At 58.9% G+C, this 18,666-nt stretch carries 23 protein-coding genes; 18 read left to right on the top strand and 5 right to left on the bottom strand.

Annotated elements, in window-relative coordinates:
* Positions 1-9: 9 nt before the first annotated feature.
* The 3 genes from FX155_RS06785 to FX155_RS06775 are packed head-to-tail and all read left to right on the top strand — an operon-like array spanning position 10 to position 2,363.
* Positions 10-1,020: a hypothetical protein gene (locus FX155_RS06785; RefSeq protein ID WP_154488169.1), complete on the top strand. Its 1,011-nt coding sequence runs from the start codon at positions 10-12 to the stop codon at positions 1,018-1,020.
* Positions 1,020-1,820, top strand: a complete 801-nt coding sequence (locus FX155_RS06780) for a right-handed parallel beta-helix repeat-containing protein (protein ID WP_154488168.1) — start codon at positions 1,020-1,022, stop codon at positions 1,818-1,820. Before FX155_RS06785 ends, FX155_RS06780 begins: the two co-directional genes overlap by 1 nt.
* Positions 1,821-1,847: 27 nt before the next feature.
* Positions 1,848-2,363: a hypothetical protein gene (locus tag FX155_RS06775; protein WP_154488167.1), complete on the top strand. Its 516-nt coding sequence runs from the start codon at positions 1,848-1,850 to the stop codon at positions 2,361-2,363.
* On the opposite strand, the gene FX155_RS06770 is transcribed toward FX155_RS06775, so the two are convergent.
* Positions 2,360-3,493 (bottom strand): hypothetical protein, encoded by a 1,134-nt coding sequence (locus FX155_RS06770; RefSeq protein ID WP_154488166.1) that lies wholly within the window; start codon positions 3,491-3,493, stop codon positions 2,360-2,362. The genes FX155_RS06775 and FX155_RS06770 overlap by 4 nt on opposite strands.
* Positions 3,494-3,753: 260 nt before the next feature.
* Here FX155_RS06770 and FX155_RS06765 point away from each other — a divergent pair, with 260 nt between their 5' ends.
* The 15 genes from FX155_RS06765 (at position 3,754) to FX155_RS06695 (ending at position 15,642) form a co-directional block, all read left to right on the top strand.
* Positions 3,754-4,371 carry an Asp23/Gls24 family envelope stress response protein gene (locus tag FX155_RS06765; protein WP_022487769.1) on the top strand — a complete coding sequence of 206 codons (618 nt, stop codon included), beginning with the start codon at positions 3,754-3,756 and terminating at the stop codon, positions 4,369-4,371.
* A complete protein-coding gene (gene amaP, locus FX155_RS06760; RefSeq protein ID WP_022487770.1) occupies positions 4,368-4,889 on the top strand; it encodes an alkaline shock response membrane anchor protein AmaP in 522 nt (173 codons plus the stop codon). The genes FX155_RS06765 and amaP overlap by 4 nt, the downstream gene beginning before the upstream one ends.
* A 13-nt stretch (positions 4,890-4,902) precedes the next feature.
* A complete protein-coding gene (locus FX155_RS06755) occupies positions 4,903-5,127 on the top strand; it encodes a DUF2273 domain-containing protein (RefSeq protein ID WP_012938222.1) in 225 nt (74 codons plus the stop codon).
* 18 nt (positions 5,128-5,145) lie between these two features.
* Positions 5,146-5,565: a transcription antitermination factor NusB gene (gene nusB, locus FX155_RS06750; protein ID WP_022487771.1), complete on the top strand. Its 420-nt coding sequence runs from the start codon at positions 5,146-5,148 to the stop codon at positions 5,563-5,565.
* Entirely contained in the window at positions 5,555-6,514 is a 960-nt protein-coding gene (locus tag FX155_RS06745; protein WP_022487772.1) for a peptidase M22, read from the top strand. The genes nusB and FX155_RS06745 overlap by 11 nt, the downstream gene beginning before the upstream one ends.
* On the top strand, positions 6,511-7,725 hold the full coding sequence (gene xseA / locus FX155_RS06740) for an exodeoxyribonuclease VII large subunit (RefSeq protein ID WP_154488165.1): 1,215 nt from the start codon (positions 6,511-6,513) through the stop codon (positions 7,723-7,725). The genes FX155_RS06745 and xseA overlap by 4 nt, the downstream gene beginning before the upstream one ends.
* Positions 7,725-7,970 carry an exodeoxyribonuclease VII small subunit gene (gene xseB, locus FX155_RS06735; RefSeq protein ID WP_022487774.1) on the top strand — a complete coding sequence of 82 codons (246 nt, stop codon included), beginning with the start codon at positions 7,725-7,727 and terminating at the stop codon, positions 7,968-7,970. The genes xseA and xseB overlap by 1 nt, the downstream gene beginning before the upstream one ends.
* On the top strand, positions 7,970-8,845 hold the full coding sequence (locus FX155_RS06730; protein ID WP_022487775.1) for a polyprenyl synthetase family protein: 876 nt from the start codon (positions 7,970-7,972) through the stop codon (positions 8,843-8,845). The genes xseB and FX155_RS06730 overlap by 1 nt, the downstream gene beginning before the upstream one ends.
* A 22-nt stretch (positions 8,846-8,867) precedes the next feature.
* Positions 8,868-10,751, top strand: a complete 1,884-nt coding sequence (dxs, locus tag FX155_RS06725) for a 1-deoxy-D-xylulose-5-phosphate synthase (protein ID WP_154488164.1) — start codon at positions 8,868-8,870, stop codon at positions 10,749-10,751.
* Positions 10,748-11,551 carry a TlyA family RNA methyltransferase gene (locus FX155_RS06720; RefSeq protein WP_022487777.1) on the top strand — a complete coding sequence of 268 codons (804 nt, stop codon included), beginning with the start codon at positions 10,748-10,750 and terminating at the stop codon, positions 11,549-11,551. Before dxs ends, FX155_RS06720 begins: the two co-directional genes overlap by 4 nt.
* A 38-nt stretch (positions 11,552-11,589) precedes the next feature.
* On the top strand, positions 11,590-12,468 hold the full coding sequence (locus FX155_RS06715) for an NAD(+)/NADH kinase (protein ID WP_154488163.1): 879 nt from the start codon (positions 11,590-11,592) through the stop codon (positions 12,466-12,468).
* Between the two features lie 18 nt (positions 12,469-12,486).
* Positions 12,487-12,942, top strand: a complete 456-nt coding sequence (gene argR / locus FX155_RS06710; RefSeq protein ID WP_022487779.1) for an arginine repressor — start codon at positions 12,487-12,489, stop codon at positions 12,940-12,942.
* Position 12,943: 1 nt separating this feature from the next.
* Positions 12,944-14,668, top strand: coding sequence for a DNA repair protein RecN (gene recN, locus FX155_RS06705; RefSeq protein ID WP_154488162.1), 1,725 nt, complete (start codon positions 12,944-12,946; stop codon positions 14,666-14,668).
* The gene (locus tag FX155_RS06700) at positions 14,649-15,206 is read left to right on the top strand and encodes an NUDIX domain-containing protein (RefSeq protein ID WP_154488161.1); all 558 of its coding nucleotides are present in this window, start codon (positions 14,649-14,651) and stop codon (positions 15,204-15,206) included. The genes recN and FX155_RS06700 overlap by 20 nt, the downstream gene beginning before the upstream one ends.
* 175 nt (positions 15,207-15,381) lie before the next feature.
* A complete protein-coding gene (locus FX155_RS06695) occupies positions 15,382-15,642 on the top strand; it encodes a stage V sporulation protein S (protein ID WP_012938234.1) in 261 nt (86 codons plus the stop codon).
* A 49-nt stretch (positions 15,643-15,691) separates the two neighbouring features.
* Here FX155_RS06695 and FX155_RS06690 read toward each other — a convergent pair whose 3' ends face one another.
* From FX155_RS06690 to FX155_RS06675, 4 genes are all read right to left on the bottom strand, one after another.
* On the bottom strand, positions 15,692-16,663 hold the full coding sequence (locus FX155_RS06690; protein WP_022487782.1) for an ABC transporter substrate-binding protein: 972 nt from the start codon (positions 16,661-16,663) through the stop codon (positions 15,692-15,694).
* A gap of 102 nt (positions 16,664-16,765) precedes the next feature.
* A complete protein-coding gene (locus tag FX155_RS06685) occupies positions 16,766-17,518 on the bottom strand; it encodes an ABC transporter ATP-binding protein (RefSeq protein ID WP_022487783.1) in 753 nt (250 codons plus the stop codon).
* Positions 17,506-18,249 carry an ABC transporter permease gene (locus FX155_RS06680; protein WP_022487784.1) on the bottom strand — a complete coding sequence of 248 codons (744 nt, stop codon included), beginning with the start codon at positions 18,247-18,249 and terminating at the stop codon, positions 17,506-17,508. The genes FX155_RS06685 and FX155_RS06680 overlap by 13 nt, the downstream gene beginning before the upstream one ends.
* Positions 18,239-18,514, bottom strand: a complete 276-nt coding sequence (locus FX155_RS06675) for a TM1266 family iron-only hydrogenase system putative regulator (RefSeq protein WP_022487785.1) — start codon at positions 18,512-18,514, stop codon at positions 18,239-18,241. The genes FX155_RS06680 and FX155_RS06675 overlap by 11 nt, the downstream gene beginning before the upstream one ends.
* Positions 18,515-18,666: the final 152 nt, after the last annotated feature.

Here is an 18,666-nt window from a genome sequence, read left to right as displayed (position 1 = left end):
GGAGGAGCCATGGAAAGAAAGGACATTTGGAGGCCGCTGGCCTGTCTGTGCCTCATGGCTTTTCTTACTGGTCTGCCGGTCCTGGCAGGAGCTTCCAGCGGAGAAGGAATCTATGGCCGGGAACTGGACACTCTGTATGATATGATCCAGGGAGGCAGAGACCCTGACTCTTATGGAGAGGACCGGGAGGAACTGGTGGCTGTCTGGGAGGGAATCCGGGAACTGTCCCCGGCCCAGGGGCTGGAACAGGTGAAGTACCAGCTGCTGGACTGCAACGGGAACGGGGAGCCGGAACTGCTGACGGGCCAGGACAACAGGATCACCAACCTGTTCACCCTCCGGGAGGGCCGGCCCCACCGGGTGTTCAGCGGCTGGTACCGGGACGCCTGGTATTATCTGGGAAACGGGCGGTTCCTGAACCAGGGAGCCGGAGGCGCGGGGCTTTCCATCCTGGGCGAGTACCATCTCGACGGGGACGGGAACCTGGTGTGCGAAAGCTGTACCTTTACCAACTGGGACCCGGTTGAGGAGAAGGAGGAAGTGTACTGGAACAACCATGGAGTCCCGGACAGAGCCCTGTCGAAGAAACAGGCCATGACACCGGGGCAGTTCTTCGAACTTCAGAAAGAACGGATGGGCAAGGTGGAAACGCTGTCCTGGCAGTCCCTGGCCTGGTGGGGCAAAGGGAGCGTGGAATTTTCCCTGATTCAGCCCGGCGAGTTCAGAGAACCCCTGCTGGCGGTGATTCCCAGAGAGACCCTGGAAGATGTGCACCTGCTCACCCTCCAGGTGGCAGAGGTCAGTGACAGCGGTCAGGTGACCTGGCAGGTGGAAACGGATGAACCATTGGGGAACCTGGAACCGGGTACCCGATACAACTACCCCATAAATCTGGAAGGGACGGCCCGGGCCACCGGCCTGTCCTATTACGACCGGAAGGGGTATCATCGGAAGATCCTCCAGCTCAGCGGAGAAGACGGCAGCCTGGTGGTGCGGGAGGAACAGGGAGGTGACAGTTGATGAAACGGATCGGTAAATTATGGACGGACCTGATACGGGCTCTGCTGCTGTGTATGGTCCTGGTTCTGGGGTTGGCGGCCGGGGGTTTTGCTGCTCCCCGGAAAACCGTCCTGGTCCACAATGTACAGGAAATGATGGAGGCCCTGGATGACCATACGGAAGTCATCCTGGCACCGGGCCGCTACAACCTGTCCACCTGGCTGGCCAGCACCGCTGCGGGGCAGGTGATCCACAGATTCCCATGGAATCCCCTCAGCCCTCCAGGCCTGTATATGGCCTATGAGGACCTGGAGCTGGCCGGATTCCAGGATCTCACCATCCGGGGCCAGGATACGGAGAAGATCACGGCAGAAATCGTAACAGAGGATCCCTATACTCCGGTGCTGCATTTCCGGAACTGTCAGAACTTCCGGCTGGCCCATCTCCGGGTCGGCCATTCCCTGCAGGCTGGCCGCTGCAGCGGAGCCGTACTGAAACTGGATCTGGTGCAGGACGCAAGGCTGGAAAATCTGGACCTGTACGGGTGCGGGACCTATGGGTACGAAGCCCTGGGCTGTGAAAGCGTTACCCTCCGGGACAGTGTGATCCGCAGCTGCACCTATGGCCTGATCAATGCCATCGAGTGCAGGGATATGAAGATCATCCAGACCCTGTTCAAAGACACCAGCACCAATCTCCCCCTTTTCGCCGTGGCCCAGTCCCGGCTGGAACTGATCGACTGTACCTTCAAGAATGTCCAGGGAAGGATCAATGATATGGACCTGGCAGGAGGAACCGTGAGCCAGATGGTTGAAAGGTAAAGAGAGCCGAAGAAGGGAGGGGGAACAATGGATGGATCCATTAAAAAACGTGCCGCCTGGGGACTGCTCGTTCTGTTGTTGGGAGCAGCTCCGGCTCTGGCCTGTGAACGGGACCTTCCCCACAGACATGAGTGGCCCGGCGGTGTCTCTGAACCCCGGCCCCTGGCCCCCGGTGCGCTCCGGCACCAGCTCCAGATCCTTCTGGCCAACCGGGAACAGTGGGACCGGGTCCCCCAATGGGACGGTCTGGTGAACATCGCCGTGCTGGATATGGACTGGAACGGTGAGCTGGAAATCCTGGTCAATGCCGAAGGAGAGGGCAGGGACCAGGGCTATGAGGTACAGCCAGAGACCGGGAAACTGAAGAAAATCCCCGAACAGCAGTTGTACAGATCCCTGAACAATCTCCTGAGAGCTCCGGCCTGGTTCACCATCATGCCGGAAAAGCGGCAGGACTGGCTGCAGAAAGACCCTGCCCACGTGATCCATATGCTGCGGGACAGCTATGAGAACTATGCGGGGATCAAAGAAGGGTTTGGTTAAAAATACGCCGTTACGCTGGTCCCCAGGACCCACTCCCGGAAATCCCGGGTGAAGGGTCCTGTTTTTCTGTTCTGGAGCCGGAATCCTTCTATGGCCCAGACCAGTCCGGGAAATACCACATAGTCCATCCGGGCGCCCCAGCCCCGGAACCCCTGGCGCTGGAAGAATCCCGTATCCCCGTCCATGGTGTGGTAGAGAATGCTGGACTGGGGCTGGTCGTAATACCGGAGCCAGGTTTCCCAGGTGCCGCCCTTCCGCTCATCCAGTTCCCCGTAGGTCACTGCGGCCACAAAGCCGGTTTTCCGCTCCCGGTATCCGTCCCGGCCCTGGGAGCCTTTGGACCCCAGCAGTTCCAGGTCGAAAAGCCACCGGTCCCGGGGCTGGTATTCCAGCCGGGTGGTCCAGATCTGCTGCCGGTCGAACCCGGTGCCGCTGGCCCCCGGTTCCAGTCCCAGCTGCTGGAGGGCCGGCAGGCTGGCAGGCAGGGACTGGCGGGTCCGGAAATCCAGGAAGGCGGACCGGAGGTTCAGCTTTCCCAGCTGCTTTTCTTCCAGGGCAAACCAGCCGGTCTTCCGGTGCAGGTTGTCATTTCCGGTGGTCTGGCCGGCAAACAGGGTGATCCGGCCGCCTGGATCCGTATTCTTCCCAAAGCTGGTACGGATTCCGTCCACCCGTTTGTCGATGACATTCCCGTCCATGAGATACAGGTTGAACCGGCCCAGTTCCCATTTGGTGTGGCTGTTTTCGTGCTGGAGATAGGCCCGGGACAGGGTGGGATGGTGGTCCTGGGTGTGGTCCTTGTCGTTCCGTTTGTCTTCGATCATGAATTTCAGCTGGGTATCCTGGCTGGTGTGGACCACCGGGAACAGCCGCAGCCGCCGCTGGAGCAGGAACACATCCTGATCCGTCCGGGGCCAGCGGCTTTTTTTCAGGTTGACGGGGGTCCGGGCGGCAAACCGGCCCTTGCCGTAGAGATACCGGTAGTCCCCGTGGAGTTCCAGCCAGGGGGTGTTCCGCTGTTCCTGTTTTTCCGGAGGATCGGCCTGGGAAGGGTCCACCGGGGCCCCTTCGCCCGGAGAAACCGGGAGAGCCAGAAAAAATACGAAAGCAAGCCAGAACGGGAAAGCCATGACAGTTACCTTCTTTCTGCTGTTTCTTTTATCATAACAGATGCATGGGCAGGGAGTAAAGAGCGGCGGGCTGACCAAGTGGGATTTCTGATGCCAAAACCACCTGACCACAGCGGGGCGCCGGGCCTGCGCCCCCTACGGTTGTACCTGACCACTTAACCACTTAATCCCCCTGACTCGCTTCCTACCTACCCACATTCCCCGGGATATGGTATAATAAAATAATTAAAATGAATAAACTTGCGTTTGAGGAGAAGCCTATGAACGACGAAGAAGTAAAACAGCAGGCGCAGTTGGAAAACAGTCCGGACACGGACGATATGGGAGCCATCAAGGTGGCCGACGAAGTCCTGAGCATTGTGGCGGGGCTGGCTGCTTCGGAGGTGAACGGGGTCTACGGCATGAGCGGGGGCATCCGGGAAGGGCTCACGGACATGCTGGGCAAACAGAATTTCTCCAAGGGCATCAAGGTCTATACGGAAGGCCATACGGTGCGGGTGGAGGTCCATGTGATCATCACCTACGGGTTCAACATTCCGGATGTGGCCATCAAGCTCCAGGAAAAGGTCAAGGAAGCCGTGGAGAACATGACCGGCTACGAAGTCACCGGGGTGGACATCCATGTGGAAGGTGTGAAGAAGAAAAAAGAAAAGGCCTTTGCAGAGAAAGACGATACGGATGAACTGATGAAGAAATGGGAGGAAGAACCGGCCGGGAGCCCGGCACTGCCGGAAGGGACTGCCGCCGGGGAAGAAACTTCGGAAAACAGGGAATCGGTGGAAGCACAGCCAGAAGCAAAGGAAGCTCCAGAACCGGTCCGGCCGCCGGAAGGAGAATCTGACCCCAAAGGCCAGGAAACGTCGGGGGGAGAAGCATGAGCATATTCGATCGGATCATTTTGACCATGTACACCATCATCATGGCAGCAGTGGCGGTGCTGATTGTCATTGTCAGCGTCAACGGCATCCCGGTCCATGATCTTACAGAGTTTGCCGCCCGGGTCCCCGGACGCTGGGAATACACCATCGGCGGGGTGGTGATTTTCCTGGTGAGCCTCCGGCTGCTGTTTGCCAGCTGGAGCCGGGGCGGCAGCAACGACCTGACCTTTGACAACGACCGGGAAGGGAAGATCCATGTAAGCCAGCGGGCCATGGAAGACTACATTTCCGGGTTCACCAATGATGTATACGGGGTGTTCGGCGCCAAATGCCGGGTAAAGCTGCTGAAGGACAACCAGCTCAGCGTCCGGATCAACGCTTCCATCGAGCCTGGGATCAACATCCCGGACACCACCGACGAAGTGAAGCGGACGGTGAAAAAGAACATCATGAACGTGGTGGGCGTGGAAGTGGCGGAAGTGTCCGTGTACTTCAAGCACATCAAGGCCAAGGAATAGGCGGTGGAAGACCATGTGGCAGGAAATTTTACGCAAACTGTTTGAAACCAGCCGGTGGCGGATCATAGGCGCTTCGGTGGGCCTGGTGGTGGGCATCCTGTTCCTTCTCCTGGGCTTTTTCCGGGCGGTGTTCCTGCTGTTTTGCATCGGCCTGGGTTTTTACATCGGTTACAAAATGGATGCAGGGGAAGATCTGGTGGATCTGCTGGACAACCTGCTGCCTCCGTACCATAAATAAAAGGAGTTTACCAATCATATGAGCAGAAGAGAAGCACGTACCATTGCAATGAGAAGCCTGTTTGCCCTGGAATTCTCTCCGGAACAGTCTCCGGAAGAAACGGTGAAGACCATGGCGGAGGAAGAAGACATCCAGGATACCCGGAAAAAGGACCTGGCCTATGCCCTGGAACTGGTGAACGGGGTCCGGGAAAACCGGGAAGCCCTGGACGGGGAACTGAACGGCCTGGACGCCAAATGGACCCTGAAGCGGATGAACGGCATCGACCGGAACCTGCTGCGGATTGCATCCTGGGAAATGTTCTGCAGCCCGGAACCGGTGCCTCCGGCAGTGGCCATCAATGAGGCCGTGGAACTGGCCAAAATCTACGGAGGGGATGATTCTCCCGCCTTCATCAACGGCCTTTTGGGGAGCCTGGTGAAGAAGCATGGCCGCTGAGGAAGCGGTCCTGGGGCTGGATACCAGCTGCTACACCACTTCGGCGGCGCTCATGGACCGGCAGGGGAACCTGATGGGAGACCAGCGGCGGCTTTTGACGGTGAAACCGGGTCGCCGGGGCCTGGCCCAGTCGGAAATGGTCTACCAGCATACCCGGAATCTGCCGGATCTGCTGGAAGCCCTGGAACTGGACGGCCGCCGGATTGCGGCCATCGGCGTCAGCGCCAAACCCCGGCCCCGGGAAGATTCCTACATGCCCGCCTTTCTGGTGGGACTGGGGATGGCCCGGAGCCTGGGAAAGGTGCTGGGTGTGCCGGTCCATTTTTTTACCCATCAGCACAATCACATGTATGCCGGTCTCTGGTCCGTGGGGAAAACGGCCCCGGACCGGTTCCTTTTGGTCCACATCTCCGGCGGCACCACGGACCTCCTCCTGTGTGAGCGCCAGGAGGACGGGGAATTCACTCTGGAACCCCGGGGCACCAGCATCGACCTCCACGCCGGCCAGTTCATCGACCGGGTGGGGGTGGCTCTGGGCCTGGCCTTTCCCGCCGGAGCCCGGCTGGAGAAACTGGGAGAGACCGCAGCGGAACCCCATCCTCTGAAGGTATGGAGCCAGGAGGGGGAATTGTCCCTGTCCGGGCCCTGCACCCAGGCTCTCCGGGCCATTGACCAGGGGGCGGATCCGGCTTCCCTGGCCCTGGGGGTGGAACAGGCCATCGGCAAAGCCCTGGCCCGGACCATCGGCTGGGTGTGCCAGAAGGAAGCCCTTTCCCAGGTGCTCCTGGTGGGAGGGGTCAGCGCCAACAAAGAAATTCGCCATCAGCTGGAAGCTTTCCTCAGCCGGCGGCAGATCGGCCTGTGGGCCCCGGATCCCCGGTACAGCGTGGACGGTGCCGTGGGCAATGCCTGGGCCGCCGTACTCCGGGAAAGGCAGGAGGAACCATGATCGTTGGAAAAATCTATACGGTGTCGGAAGTGACCCGGATCGTCAAGGGGCTGTTCCGGAAGGAACCGGAATTCGCCAACCTCCAGATCCAGGGGGAAGTGTCCAACTTCCGCCAGTATCCTTCCGGTCACTGTTATTTTAATTTAAAAGACGGCAAGACCCTGCTGAAAGCCGTTATGTTCGCCGGTGCGGCCCGGCGCCTGAAGCAGCTGCCCAAAAACGGGGACCAGGTGCTGGGGGTGGGCCGGATCGACCTGTATGAACGGGACGGGGTCTATCAGTTCTACGTGGACATGATGATGCCCCTGGGAGCCGGGAACCTGATGATCGCCTATGAGCAGCTGAAGGAAAAACTCACCGCCGAAGGGCTCTTCGACCCCGGCCGGAAGCGTCCCCTGCCTGCCTATCCCAAAGTGGTGGGCATCGTCACATCTTCTGCCGGGGCAGCGGTCCGGGACATCATCAACGTGGCCGGCCGCCGGGATCCTTCCGTAAAGCTCCGGCTGTATCCCGTAAAGGTCCAGGGCACGGAAGCCCCTCCGGAAATCATCCGGGGGATCCGGTTCTTCAACCGGCACAAACTGGCGGACGTGCTGATCGTAGGCCGGGGCGGGGGTTCCATGGAAGACCTGTGGGCCTTTAACGATGAGGGTGTGGTCAGGGCCATCGCCGCTTCGGAAATCCCGGTGATTTCTGCCGTGGGTCACGAAATCGACTTTACCCTCAGCGATTTTGCGGCAGACCTCCGGGCTCCCACTCCCTCTGCAGCCGCGGAACTGGCAGTGCCGGAACGGAGCGGGGACCGGGAAAATCTGGCCAAGCTGGTGCGCCGGCTGGAACGGACCATGGAAACCCGGCTCCAGGACAGCACCCGGGCTCTGGAACAGCTCCAGGGAGAATGGGTGTTCCTCCATCCGGAACGGCTGTGGGAAAATGCCGGCCAGACCCTGGACAGCCTGAGCCAGCGGCTGGAACAGGCCGGGGACCGGCTGCTGGAAAACCGGCAGCAGAAACTGGAAGTGATTACCGCCAAGCTGGGGGCCCTGGATCCCTATGGGGTGCTCCGGCGGGGTTATACCATAACAGAAAATGCACAGGGAAAGGTGGTCCGGCAGGCGTCGGATCTCCGGCCCGGTGATACCCTGGTGACCCGGTTCGCTCAGGGAGCGGCAGTCTCCCAGGTGGAAACGGTCAAGGAAGGAAAAGCATAATGCCCAGAAAGAAAGCAGAAACGGTTTCCTTTGAAGAGGGCCTGAAACGGCTGGAAACCATTGTGGAAAAGCTGGAAAGCGGGGAACTGTCCCTGGATGAGACAGTGGCTCTCTATAAAGAAGGTATGGAACTGAGCCGGAATTGTGCGGCCCAGCTGAAAAAAGTCCAGCAGGACGTGAAAAAAATCGTGGAAACCAGCCAGGATGATTTTGCCCTGGCCCTGTTTCCGGAGGAGAAGGAATAATGGAACTGCGCAGTTATTTACGGAGCCGTGGGGCTCTGGTCAACGGATATCTCCAGGTGCGCCTGGGAGTGGGGAGCATTTCCCCGGTGGACAAGGCCATGATGTATTCTGTGGCGGCCGGGGGCAAGCGGCTCCGGCCCATCCTGCTCATGGCGGCAGCAGATGCGGTGGGGGCCAACGGTACGGATTTTGTGGCGGTGGCTGCAGGACTGGAAATGATCCATACCTATTCTCTGATCCACGACGACCTGCCTTCCATGGACAATGACGATTACCGCCGGGGCCGCCTCACCAACCACAAGGTGTTCGGGGATGCCATGGCCCTTTTGGCCGGAGATGGCCTGCTGACCCAGGCTTTTGAAGTGATGCTGGAACAGCGGGGAGTGGATCCCAAGGTGCTCCTGGAGGTGGTCCGTCTGGTGGCAAAATGCGCCGGCCCTACCGGCATGGTAGGCGGCCAGGCTCTGGACATTACCTCTGAAGACCAGCAGCTGACCCTGGAACAGATGAAGAAGCTCCACGAAGCCAAGACCGGGGCCATGTTCGTGGCTGCGGTCCGGGGCGGCGCCATGCTGGGGGGGGCGGATCCGGACACCCTCCGGACCATGACCCATTTTGCCGCTCTCTTCGGTCTGGCCTTCCAGATCACTGACGACATCCTGGATGTGGAAGGGGATGCCAAGGTTATGGGCAAACCGGCCCACAGCGACGAAAAACTCCACAAATCCACCTATGTGTCTCTGTTCGGTCTGGAAAAAGCCAAAGAAATGGCCGCCCAGACCCTGAAAGAAGCGGAAGAGACCCTGGCGCCCCTGGGCGAAAAGGCCCAGCCCCTGGTGGAAATCACCCGCTATCTGTACAACCGGAAGAAATAAGGACGGGGGAGGACGGACCCTTATGAAACTCTTGCCAACCATACATGCACCGTCGGACCTGAAAAAAATCCCCGATGCCCAGCTGCCGGAACTGTGCCAGGAAATCCGGGAGGAGATCCTGGAAGTGACCAGCCGGAACGGAGGGCATCTGGCCCCCAACCTGGGAGTGGTGGAACTGACCGTCGCCCTGCATAAGGTGTTTTCCATGCCTCGGGACAAGATCGTCTGGGATGTGGGCCATCAGTCCTATGTCCACAAACTGCTGACCGGCCGGCTGGACAAATTCCCCACTCTCCGGCAGTACGGCGGCCTCTGCGGCTTCCCCAAACGGACGGAAAGCGAATATGACTGCTTCGGCACCGGCCACTCCAGCACCTCCATTTCGGCGGCTCTGGGAATCGCCTGTGCCCGGGACCTGGCCGGGGACGACTACAATGTGATTGCCGTCATCGGGGACGGAGCCCTTACCGGCGGGGAAGCCATGGAAGGGCTGAACAACGCCGGGGATCTCCACAAGAAGCTGATCGTGGTCCTCAATGACAACGAAATGTCCATTTCCAAAAACGTGGGGGCCCTGTCTTCCTATCTTACGGAACTCCGGACGGATCCCACCTATTCCCGGGTGAAAACGGAAGTGGAAAACTTCCTGAAAGGGCTGCCTTCCATCGGCAGCAGTGTGGCCCGGGCGGTGGGCCGTCTCAAGGACAGCTTCAAGTACTTCTTTGTGCCCGGGATGCTCTTCGAAGACTTCGGCTTTAAATACCTGGGACCGGTGGACGGCCACGACCTGACTGCCCTGATGGAAACCTTTGAAAAGGCCAAGCAGCTGGATGAGCCGGTGTTCATCCATGTGCTCACCACCAAGGGGAAAGGGTACAAACCGGCGGAAGAGCGGCCCAACGCTTTCCATGGCACCGGCCCCTTCGACATTGCCACCGGGAAGAAATTCTCCAATCCCCAGGCTCCTGCCACCTATACCAAAGTGTTCAGCGATGCCCTGGTGGAACTGGGAGAGAAGAACCGGAAAGTGGTGGCCATTACCGCCGCCATGCCGGAAGGCACCGGCCTGGACGTATTTGGGAAATATTACCCGGACCGGTTCTTTGACGTGGGCATTGCGGAACAGCATGCAGTGACCATGGGCGCCGGGCTGGCGGCCAACGGGTACCATCCTCTGGTGGCCCTGTATTCCACCTTTGCCCAACGGGCCTTTGACCAGCTGCTCCACGATGTGGCCATGCAGAACCTGCCTTTTACCCTGTGCCTGGACCGGGCCGGGCTGGTGGGGGACGACGGCAGCACCCATCACGGGGCCTATGACCTGTCCTACCTGCGGCTAATGCCCAATATGGTGATGATGGTCCCGGGGGACGAAAACGAGCTCCGGCACATGCTGAAAACCTCTCTGGAATACAACGGGCCTTCCGTGCTCAGGTATCCCCGGGGGTCCGGGCTGGGAGTGCCCCTGGATCCGGAAATCCACACCCTGCCCATGGGGAAGAGCCGGCGGCTCCGGGAAGGAAATCAGATTGACCTGTGGGCGGTGGGGACCATGGTGGATACAGCCCGGAAAGTGGCGGATATCCTGGAAAAACAGGGCCTTTCCGCCGGGGTGGTGAACGCCCGGTTCGTAAAGCCCCTGGACAAAGAAGACCTGGAAGAAGCCAGCCATCAGGTAAAGCTGCTGGTGACCCTGGAAGAGAACTCCCTGGCGGGAGGCTTCGGAGAAGGGGTGCTGGATGCCCTGAACCGGTTGGGCCGGCTGAAAGACTGCCGGGTGCTGAACCTGGGGATCCCGGATCTGTACGTGCCCCACGGGAAACGGGAACGGCTGCTCCAGGATTTGAAACTGGATCCGGAAGGGGCGGCAGATGTGATTGCCAAAGCCTGGAAAGAGGAACTATGAAAAAAGAACGTTTGGATGTGTTTTTAACGGAACAGGGATTCTTTGAATCCCGGAGCAAGGCCCAGGCGGTGATCATGGCCGGGGAAGTGCTGGTGAACGACCAGAAAATCGACAAGCCCGGCACCATGGTGAAGCCCGATGCCAAGATCACCCTGCTGGGGAAAAAGATGCCCTTTGTGAGCCGGGGCGGCTACAAACTGGACAAATCCCTGAAGGTGTTCCCCATTTCCCTGGAAGGGAAGGTGGTGGCGGACCTGGGAGCCTCCACCGGAGGCTTTACGGACTGTGCCCTCCAGCACGGAGCCAGCAAGGTCTATGCCATCGACGTGGGCTATGGCCAATTGGCCTGGAAGCTCCGGCAGGATCCCCGGGTGGTGAACATGGAACGGACCAATGTCCGGTTCCTGGAAGCGGATTCCCTGGGGGAACTGGTGGATGTGTTCACCATTGATGTGGCCTTCATTTCCCTGGACAAGGTGCTGCCCAGTGCCTACAAGATCCTGAAGCCCGACGGCTTCGGCATCGCCCTGATCAAGCCCCAGTTCGAGGCGGGACGGGAGAAAGTGGGGAAAAAAGGCGTGGTCCGGGATCCGGCGGTGCACCTGGAAGTCATCGAAAAGGTGATCGCCCAGGCCCGGGAACTGGGCTTTGCGGCCCGGGGACTGGATTTTTCGCCCATCCGGGGACCGGAAGGGAACATTGAATACCTGTTCTACATGGGGAAAGAAGGGGAAGACACCGTAACACCGGAACGGATCCGGGAAGTGGTGGCAGCTTCCCATGAGACCCTGGAAAAATAAAAAGAACCAGGAGAAATGGAGAAATGAGGGGTGGCACAATGGAAAAAAGACTGCGGCTGGGGGTGTTCCCCAATCTGCCCAAAGAGAAGGTCCGGGCCCTGTTGCCCAAGCTGGTGGAATTCTGCAAGGCGGAAGAGATCCCGGTGGTGTTCCCCCGGGAAATCGCCGAAAGCTACGGAGTACCCGGCTATGACCAGGAAGACCCGGCCAGTCTGTCCCAGCTTTCCATGGCTCTGACCCTGGGGGGAGACGGGACCATCCTCCGGGCTGCTCGGTACGTGACCCAGCTGAACATCCCCCTGCTGGGGGTGAACATGGGGAAACTGGGATTCCTGACGGAAGTGGGGGCTCCGGATCTGTACAAGGCCCTACTGAAGGTAAAGGCGGGAGAATACATCCTGGAAAAACGGAACATGCTCCAGCTTACGGTATGGCAGGGAGAGAAGATGATCTGCAAGGCCCATGCCCTCAACGACATGGTGCTGGAAAGCGGGGACCGGTCCCGGCTTACCCGGCTGAGTCTGAAGATCGACGGGGAACCTACCGCCAACGCCCCTTCCGATGGGCTGATCATTGCCACCGCCACCGGGTCTACGGCCTATTCCCTTTCGGCAGGGGGACCGGTGGTCCATCCCAGCCTGAAGGCCAGCATCATCACCCCCATCTGCCCTCATGCCCTCCATGCCCGTCCTCTGGTGATCCCCATGGAGCATGCCATTGAAATCGCCCCCCGTCCTCCTTACGAAACCATCCTGATTTCCGCGGACGGGATGACGGTAAGCCATCTGGCCTGGAACCAGCGGGCCCTGATCGAAAAAAGTCCCTGTGATGCCCGGTTCGTGCGCATCAATCCCCTGTCCTACTATGCGACCTGGCAGGACAGGATGCTGAAAAATGAAGGTCAGACCATTCTTTAGGAGGCAAGCGGAAAGACCATGAAAATATCCAGACAGGAAGCCATTAAAGACATCATCAAGAACCAGCAGATCGAAACCCAGAGTGATCTTGCAGAAGCTCTGAAGAAGGCTGGCTTCAACGTGACCCAGGCCACCGTGTCCCGGGACATCAAAGAAATGATGCTGATCAAGATCCCCGATGAGGACGGACGGTACAAATATTCCTTCCCTTCGGAAAACAGCAAGATCCTGACCACGGAACGGCTGGAGGACACCCTCCGGGGCTACACCCTTACCATCAGTTCCGCCGAGAACCTGATCGTCCTCCATACCCTGCCGGGCACTGCCCAGGCTGTGGCCTATGCCCTGGACCATCTCAGCTGGAAGGAACTGCTGGGGACCGTAGGGGGCGATGATACGGTGCTCCTGATCGTGGATTCCAAGGACCATGTGGAGACGGTGAAGCAGCGGCTCATGGTCAAGAAAGGACGCTGACATGCTGAATTCCTTGGAAGTGCACAATTTTGCCCTGATCGACCATCTGCGGGTGGACTTTACCCCGGGGTTCAATGTGTTCACCGGGGAAACCGGCGCCGGGAAATCCATCCTGATCGACGCCTTCAGCATTGTACTGGGCAGCCGGGCCAGCGGGGACTACCTGCGGAAAGGGGCGGATTCCTACTGGATCCAGGCGGTGTTCGACATCGAGGGGCTGGAAAATGTCCATGACATCCTCCGGGAACTGGATCTGGATCTGGGGGAAGACACCCTGTTCCTCCGCCGGAAGGTCACTGCCGGGGGCAAGAGCCAGGCCTTTGTAAACGAGCGGCAGGTGCCGGTGTACGTGCTCACCCGTCTGGCCAGCCAGCTGGTGGACATCCACGGTCAGCACGAGAACCAGACTCTGCTGGCCCCCGGGGCGGCTCTCACCATCCTGGACCACCTGGAACCATGGCTCCAGACCCTGTTGGAAAAATACCAGGAAAAATTCGTGGCCTATGACAAAGCCAGGGAAACGGTGAAAAAGTGGCTGCTGAAGGATGCCCACCAGACCGAAGACCTGGAGCGGCTGGAAGCAGAAATCAAGGAAATTGACGAAGCCCATATCCAGCCGGGAGAAGATGATCAGCTCCGGGAAACGGTCCGGAAGCTGAGCAACCAGGAAAAAATCCTCCAGGCAGTGGGGGAAGCCCATCACTACCTGGAAGGGGGCGAAGACAGCGGCCCCAGTGCCCTGGATGCCATCAACACCGCCCGGACCACTCTGGAAGGGGTGCTGGACTATGCGCCTGAGCTGAAACCCTATGCGGAAAGTATGGATTCTGCCTGGGAAACCCTGGAAGACGTGCGCCAGTCCCTGGGGGACATTCTGGCGGCGGATCATGATGACCGGGATACCCTGGAAGCGGCCCAGGAACGGCTGGACCTGCTGTACCGGCTGAAGCAGAAATTCGGAGGCAGCCTGGAAGAGGTACTGGCCTACCGGGACAAGGCCCAGGCGGAATATGAAGGGCTCCTGTCCCTGGAATCCACCCTGGCCCGGCTCCGGAAACAGGAAGCCATCCTGAAGGCAGAAATGCAGACGGAAGCGGACAAACTCACGGCCGCCCGGAAGAAAGCCGCTGCCGGCCTGGTGAAGGCCCTGCTGCCCCATATCCGGGACCTGGCCATGCCTGAAGGCCGGGTGGATCTTCAGTTTACCCGGCTGCCCGAATGCCACGGCCGGGGCCAGGACAGCATCCAGTTCCTGTTTTCCGCCAATGCGGGGATGGATCTGAAGCCTCTGGGCCGGATCGCTTCCGGCGGTGAACTGTCCCGGTTCGCCCTGGCTCTCAAGACGGTGATGATGAAGAAGTTCGGGGTGCCCACCATGATCTTCGACGAAATCGACACCGGGGTGGGGGGCGTTACCGCCCAGAAAATGGCGGAAAAAATGGCCCTCATCGCCCGGGAGCGGCAAGTGCTGTGCATCACCCACCTGGCCCAGATCGCCTGCTTCGCCGACCATCAGCTGTACATCCATAAAAGCGCGGAAAAAGGCAGCACCATCAGCCAGGTGGATGTGCTGGATCCGGAAGGACGGATTCAGGAGATCATGCGTATGACCGGCGGCACCAATACCTCCCGTTCTGCCCGGGAAAATGCCAAGGAACTGTTGGCTATGGCCGCCAAATTCAAAGAAACGAAGGAGTCTGACATTCATGAAAACCCTACACGATGATCGGCTGGATGAAAAACAGCTTTCTACCCGGACCGCCTTTGAAGGCCGTCTGCTCCATCTCTATGTGGACCAGGTGAAACTGCCCAACGGCAATGATTCCACCCGGGAATACATCCTCCACCAGGGAGCCGTGGGGATCCTGCCGGTAATGGAAGACGGCAGCATGGTGTTTGTAAAGCAGTTCCGGTATCCTGTCCATTCGGTGATCTACGAGATCCCGGCGGGCAAACTGGAAAAAGGGGAAGAAATCCTCCCCAGCGCCCAGCGGGAACTGTCCGAAGAAACCGGTCTTACCGCCGATCACTGGACCCGGATGACTTCTATTGTCACTACCCCCGGATTCACCAACGAAACCATCCATCTGTTCCTGGCCACCGGTCTCCACCAGGGAAAGATGCATCCCGATGCCGATGAATTCCTCCAGGTGGAAGTGATTCCGGAAGAAAAAGTTAAACAGATGGTCATGTCAGAAGACATTTTTGATGCAAAAACCCTGTCAGCGCTTCTACTGTACTTCCTGAAAAAAGAAGCCTGTTAAAAATTCATGTAATAAATTTGTAAAATCAAAAAAATGTGTAACAAATTTCCTAAAGTATGTTATAATATCCATAAATTGATTTTTGGGAAACGATTCACTCATTGCAACACTGATTGGAGTACTGCGTATTGAACATTTTCCAAACATCACAAAAAATGATGAGGGGGAACCGAACATGGATGTACTAAAGGTTTCGACAAAATCCAATCCGAATTCTGTAGCAGGTGCGTTAGCAGGTGTATTGAGAGAAAACGGTAAAGCTGAAATCCAGGCCATTGGGGCTGGTGCCCTGAACCAGGCAGTGAAAGCCATCGCCATTGCCCGGGGGTTTGTGGCTCCTCATGGTATGGATCTGGTATGTGTTCCCGCGTTCATTGATATCAACATCGACGGTGAAGAACGGACCGCCATCAAATTGCTGGTGGAACCTCGCTGAAAGTAAAAAAAAGAAGCTGTTGCAGCTGGCAACAGCTTCTTTTTTTTACTTACTTTACAAACAACGCATCCACATCCACTTTCTTTTCCATCATCCCGGAGGCAACCAGGAAATCCTGGGTCTTCTTCAGGGAGGCGATGGCTTCGGGGGTAATGGTCATGCTGAAATCATAGAGGGGAGCCATTTCCTTTACGGCTTCCGGTTTCAGTTCCGTGGCTTTGGCGGTCATTTCCAGGGCCTTGTCCGGATTCTTCTTCATGAAGTCCAGGGTTTCCTTCTGGACGGCCAGGAAAGTATCCACCAGGTCCTTGTGTTCCTTGTAGAACTTGCCGCTGACTGCGGTAACCGTCAGGCCGGATACCAGCCCTTCTCCGGTGGTGACCACGTGCATGCCCTTCTTTTCCACATTGTAGGCCAGAGGACCGGCCAGGAGAGCACAGTCAGCACTGCCGTTTTCCAGGGCGGAAGCGGCGGCAGGAAGGCCCATGGAAACGAACTTCACATCGTTCATGGAAAGCCCGGCCTGCTGGAGATAAGCGGCCAGCAGTTCGTGGAGGATGGTGCCCTTGGGCCCGGCAATGGTCTTGCCCTTCAGGTCAGCGGCACTTTGGATGCTGCCGTCCTTGGAGAACAGCTTGAAGGCCTTGGGAGCCTGGGAGTACAGGCTGATGATCTTGATGTCGTTGCCGTTGGCAGCGCTGAGGAGCACGGAAGAACCGCCCACACAGTTCAGGAACTGGATGTCCCCGCTGGCCAGGGCAGCCGTCTGATCCGCTCCGGAAGTGATGGTGGAGTAGGAGGCGGTGATGTTCTTTTCCTTGAACTTCTTCTCAAAGCTCTGGTTGGCCTTTTCCACAATGGAAGGGATGTTCAGGGGTGCCTGGACATAGGTGATGCTCACCTTGTCCATTTTGGGAGCCGCCTTCTGGGCGGATTTGCCGCTGCCGCACCCGGCAGCCAGGGCTCCCACTGCCACCAGACAGCAGGCAAGAGCAACAGAGAGTTTTTTCTTCAATGACATTTGTAACAGATCCTTTCGTCTCAGGGGATATCCGCCCTCGACAAGGGCGGGGGACCAGCCGTCAGGCTGGTGGTGGGTTAGCCGCTTCAGCGGCGTTTCTCTTCAAAGGAACCGGCTGGAGCAGGTTCCTTCTTTCAGTCGTTGACCGTTTAACGGGCCGCTGCCGGGCTGCAGCAGCCCCTCCAGCAGCTTTTTTTTCGCTTCGATCAGCCCCGGGGAAAGCAGGTCCCGTTGGCCCGGGGGCAGGTACTGTTCCTGGGCAATCCGGCCTTCTTTCAAGATCAGAAGCCGGTCCCCCAGGGTCAGGGCCTCGTCCACATTGTGGGTCACCAGCACCACTCCCATGGAAAGCTTTTCCACCATGGACCGGAGTTCCTGCTGGAGCTGGCCCCGGGTAAAGTAATCCAGGGCCGCAAAGGGTTCGTCCATGAGGATCAGGCTGCTGTGCATGGCCAGGGTCCGGGCCAGGGAGGCCCGCTGCTGCATGCCTCCGGACAGCTGGGCCGGGTACTGGCCCGCTGCATCCGTCAGCTGGACCAGGTCCAGCCAGTGGTCCGTTTCTCCCGGGTCCGCCCCTTTGGGCAGTCCCAGGGCGATGTTTTCCCGGCAGGTGAGCCAGGGGAACAGCCGGGCCTCCTGGAACATCATGCCCAGTTTCAGCCCGGCCGGTTTTTCCACAGTGCCGGCATCCGGCGTTTCCAGCCCCGCCAGGATGCGCAGCAGGGTGGTCTTCCCGCAGCCGCTTTTCCCCAGGATCACCGTACATTCCCGGAGCGAAAGAGCCAGGGAAAGGTCCCGGAGCACCACCCGGGCACCATAGGTTTTGGTAATATGGTCCAGCTTCAGCGCATCCAACGGAGCAGCCTCCTTTCCACTGCCGCAAAGATCCCATCCAGCAAAAGGCCCAGGGCTCCGATGGTCAGGATGCCGATGAACACTTTGTCGCTGCGGCTCATGGCCTGGGCGTCCAGGATCAGATACCCCAGTCCGCTGTCGGCAGCTATCATTTCCGCCCCGATAATGGCCCGGAGGCTGTAGCCCATGCCCACCCGGAGTCCGGTGAGGATCCCGGGCAGGGCCGCTGGCAGCCGGATCTTCCACAGGGCCTTCCAGGGAGAGAACCCCAGCATTTGGCCCACTTCCAGCAGCTTCCGGTCACACCGGCGGAACCCGTCGTCCATGTTCAGGTACATGGGGAAGAAGGAAGCCAGCACGATGATGATGGTCTTGGGCAGTTCCCCGATGCCGAACCAGAGGATCAGCAGGGGAATCAGGGACAGGGGCGGTACATGGCGGAACACTTCCAGGAGCCCTCCGTAGCAGGCCCGGAGCCGGGGAAACAGCAGGTTCAGGCTGGCCAGAAGGCAGCTGGCCAGAAAGGCCCAGAAGAACCCGGTAAGGATCCGCCGGAGGCTGATCAGGATGTGCCGGACCAGCTCCCCGTTCCGGACCATGTGGAGAAAGGTGTCCCACACCTGGCCGGGAGAGGGGAGGATGTAGCTGCTCCAGATCCCTTCTGCCGATGCCCAGGCCCACAGCAGGAACACCAGCACAAAGGGCAGGACCAACCGGATCTTACCCTTCATGGTTCTCGTGGCCGGAAGTGACCTTGGCATAGGCTGTCTTGGAGGACACCCCCGGCAGCTTCCCGATCCGGCCGGACAGGTTGCTGATAATGTCCTGAGGGGCATCCACCACCACGCTGATGATGTGGATGTTCCGGGCATGGTAGGGAATCCCCATCCGCCCGATTACATAGGGACCAAAGTCATGAAGGATGGAGTTCAGGTCCTCCACCGCATCCGGATCCTCTACAATGATTCCCAAAATCGCCACACGGGTTTCTTCCATAAAAAGACCTCCTCACATACCCATTATCCGCCCTTTTCAAGGGCGGGGGACCAGCCGTCAGGCTGGTGGTGGGTTAGCAGCCGCAGGCTGCGTTTCCATTTACTGGAACCCGCTGCCGGGTTCCTTCCTTTTACCGTTGAGAATTGACAGGG

This window comes from Acidaminococcus fermentans (assembly GCF_009696675.1).
Lineage (GTDB): Bacteria > Bacillota > Negativicutes > Acidaminococcales > Acidaminococcaceae > Acidaminococcus.
The sequence above is the reverse complement of the archived record's forward strand: the minus strand, read 5'-3'. Positions and strand labels throughout refer to the sequence as shown.

Bases quoted from the DNA above. Each gene is read 5' to 3' on its own strand.
- FX155_RS06785 (WP_154488169.1), top strand. From the start codon at position 10: ATGGAAAGAAAGGACATTTGGAGGCCGCTGGCCTGTCTGTGCCTCATG.
- FX155_RS06780 (WP_154488168.1), top strand. From the start codon at position 1,020: ATGAAACGGATCGGTAAATTATGGACGGACCTGATACGGGCTCTGCTG.
- FX155_RS06775 (WP_154488167.1), top strand. From the start codon at position 1,848: ATGGATGGATCCATTAAAAAACGTGCCGCCTGGGGACTGCTCGTTCTG.
- FX155_RS06770 (WP_154488166.1), bottom strand. From the start codon at position 3,493: ATGGCTTTCCCGTTCTGGCTTGCTTTCGTATTTTTTCTGGCTCTCCCG.
- FX155_RS06765 (WP_022487769.1), top strand. From the start codon at position 3,754: ATGAACGACGAAGAAGTAAAACAGCAGGCGCAGTTGGAAAACAGTCCG.
- amaP (WP_022487770.1), top strand. From the start codon at position 4,368: ATGAGCATATTCGATCGGATCATTTTGACCATGTACACCATCATCATG.
- FX155_RS06755 (WP_012938222.1), top strand. From the start codon at position 4,903: ATGTGGCAGGAAATTTTACGCAAACTGTTTGAAACCAGCCGGTGGCGG.
- nusB (WP_022487771.1), top strand. From the start codon at position 5,146: ATGAGCAGAAGAGAAGCACGTACCATTGCAATGAGAAGCCTGTTTGCC.
- FX155_RS06745 (WP_022487772.1), top strand. From the start codon at position 5,555: ATGGCCGCTGAGGAAGCGGTCCTGGGGCTGGATACCAGCTGCTACACC.
- xseA (WP_154488165.1), top strand. From the start codon at position 6,511: ATGATCGTTGGAAAAATCTATACGGTGTCGGAAGTGACCCGGATCGTC.
- xseB (WP_022487774.1), top strand. From the start codon at position 7,725: ATGCCCAGAAAGAAAGCAGAAACGGTTTCCTTTGAAGAGGGCCTGAAA.
- FX155_RS06730 (WP_022487775.1), top strand. From the start codon at position 7,970: ATGGAACTGCGCAGTTATTTACGGAGCCGTGGGGCTCTGGTCAACGGA.
- dxs (WP_154488164.1), top strand. From the start codon at position 8,868: ATGAAACTCTTGCCAACCATACATGCACCGTCGGACCTGAAAAAAATC.
- FX155_RS06720 (WP_022487777.1), top strand. From the start codon at position 10,748: ATGAAAAAAGAACGTTTGGATGTGTTTTTAACGGAACAGGGATTCTTT.
- FX155_RS06715 (WP_154488163.1), top strand. From the start codon at position 11,590: ATGGAAAAAAGACTGCGGCTGGGGGTGTTCCCCAATCTGCCCAAAGAG.
- argR (WP_022487779.1), top strand. From the start codon at position 12,487: ATGAAAATATCCAGACAGGAAGCCATTAAAGACATCATCAAGAACCAG.
- recN (WP_154488162.1), top strand. From the start codon at position 12,944: ATGCTGAATTCCTTGGAAGTGCACAATTTTGCCCTGATCGACCATCTG.
- FX155_RS06700 (WP_154488161.1), top strand. From the start codon at position 14,649: ATGAAAACCCTACACGATGATCGGCTGGATGAAAAACAGCTTTCTACC.
- FX155_RS06695 (WP_012938234.1), top strand. From the start codon at position 15,382: ATGGATGTACTAAAGGTTTCGACAAAATCCAATCCGAATTCTGTAGCA.
- FX155_RS06690 (WP_022487782.1), bottom strand. From the start codon at position 16,663: ATGTCATTGAAGAAAAAACTCTCTGTTGCTCTTGCCTGCTGTCTGGTG.
- FX155_RS06680 (WP_022487784.1), bottom strand. From the start codon at position 18,249: ATGAAGGGTAAGATCCGGTTGGTCCTGCCCTTTGTGCTGGTGTTCCTG.
- FX155_RS06675 (WP_022487785.1), bottom strand. From the start codon at position 18,514: ATGGAAGAAACCCGTGTGGCGATTTTGGGAATCATTGTAGAGGATCCG.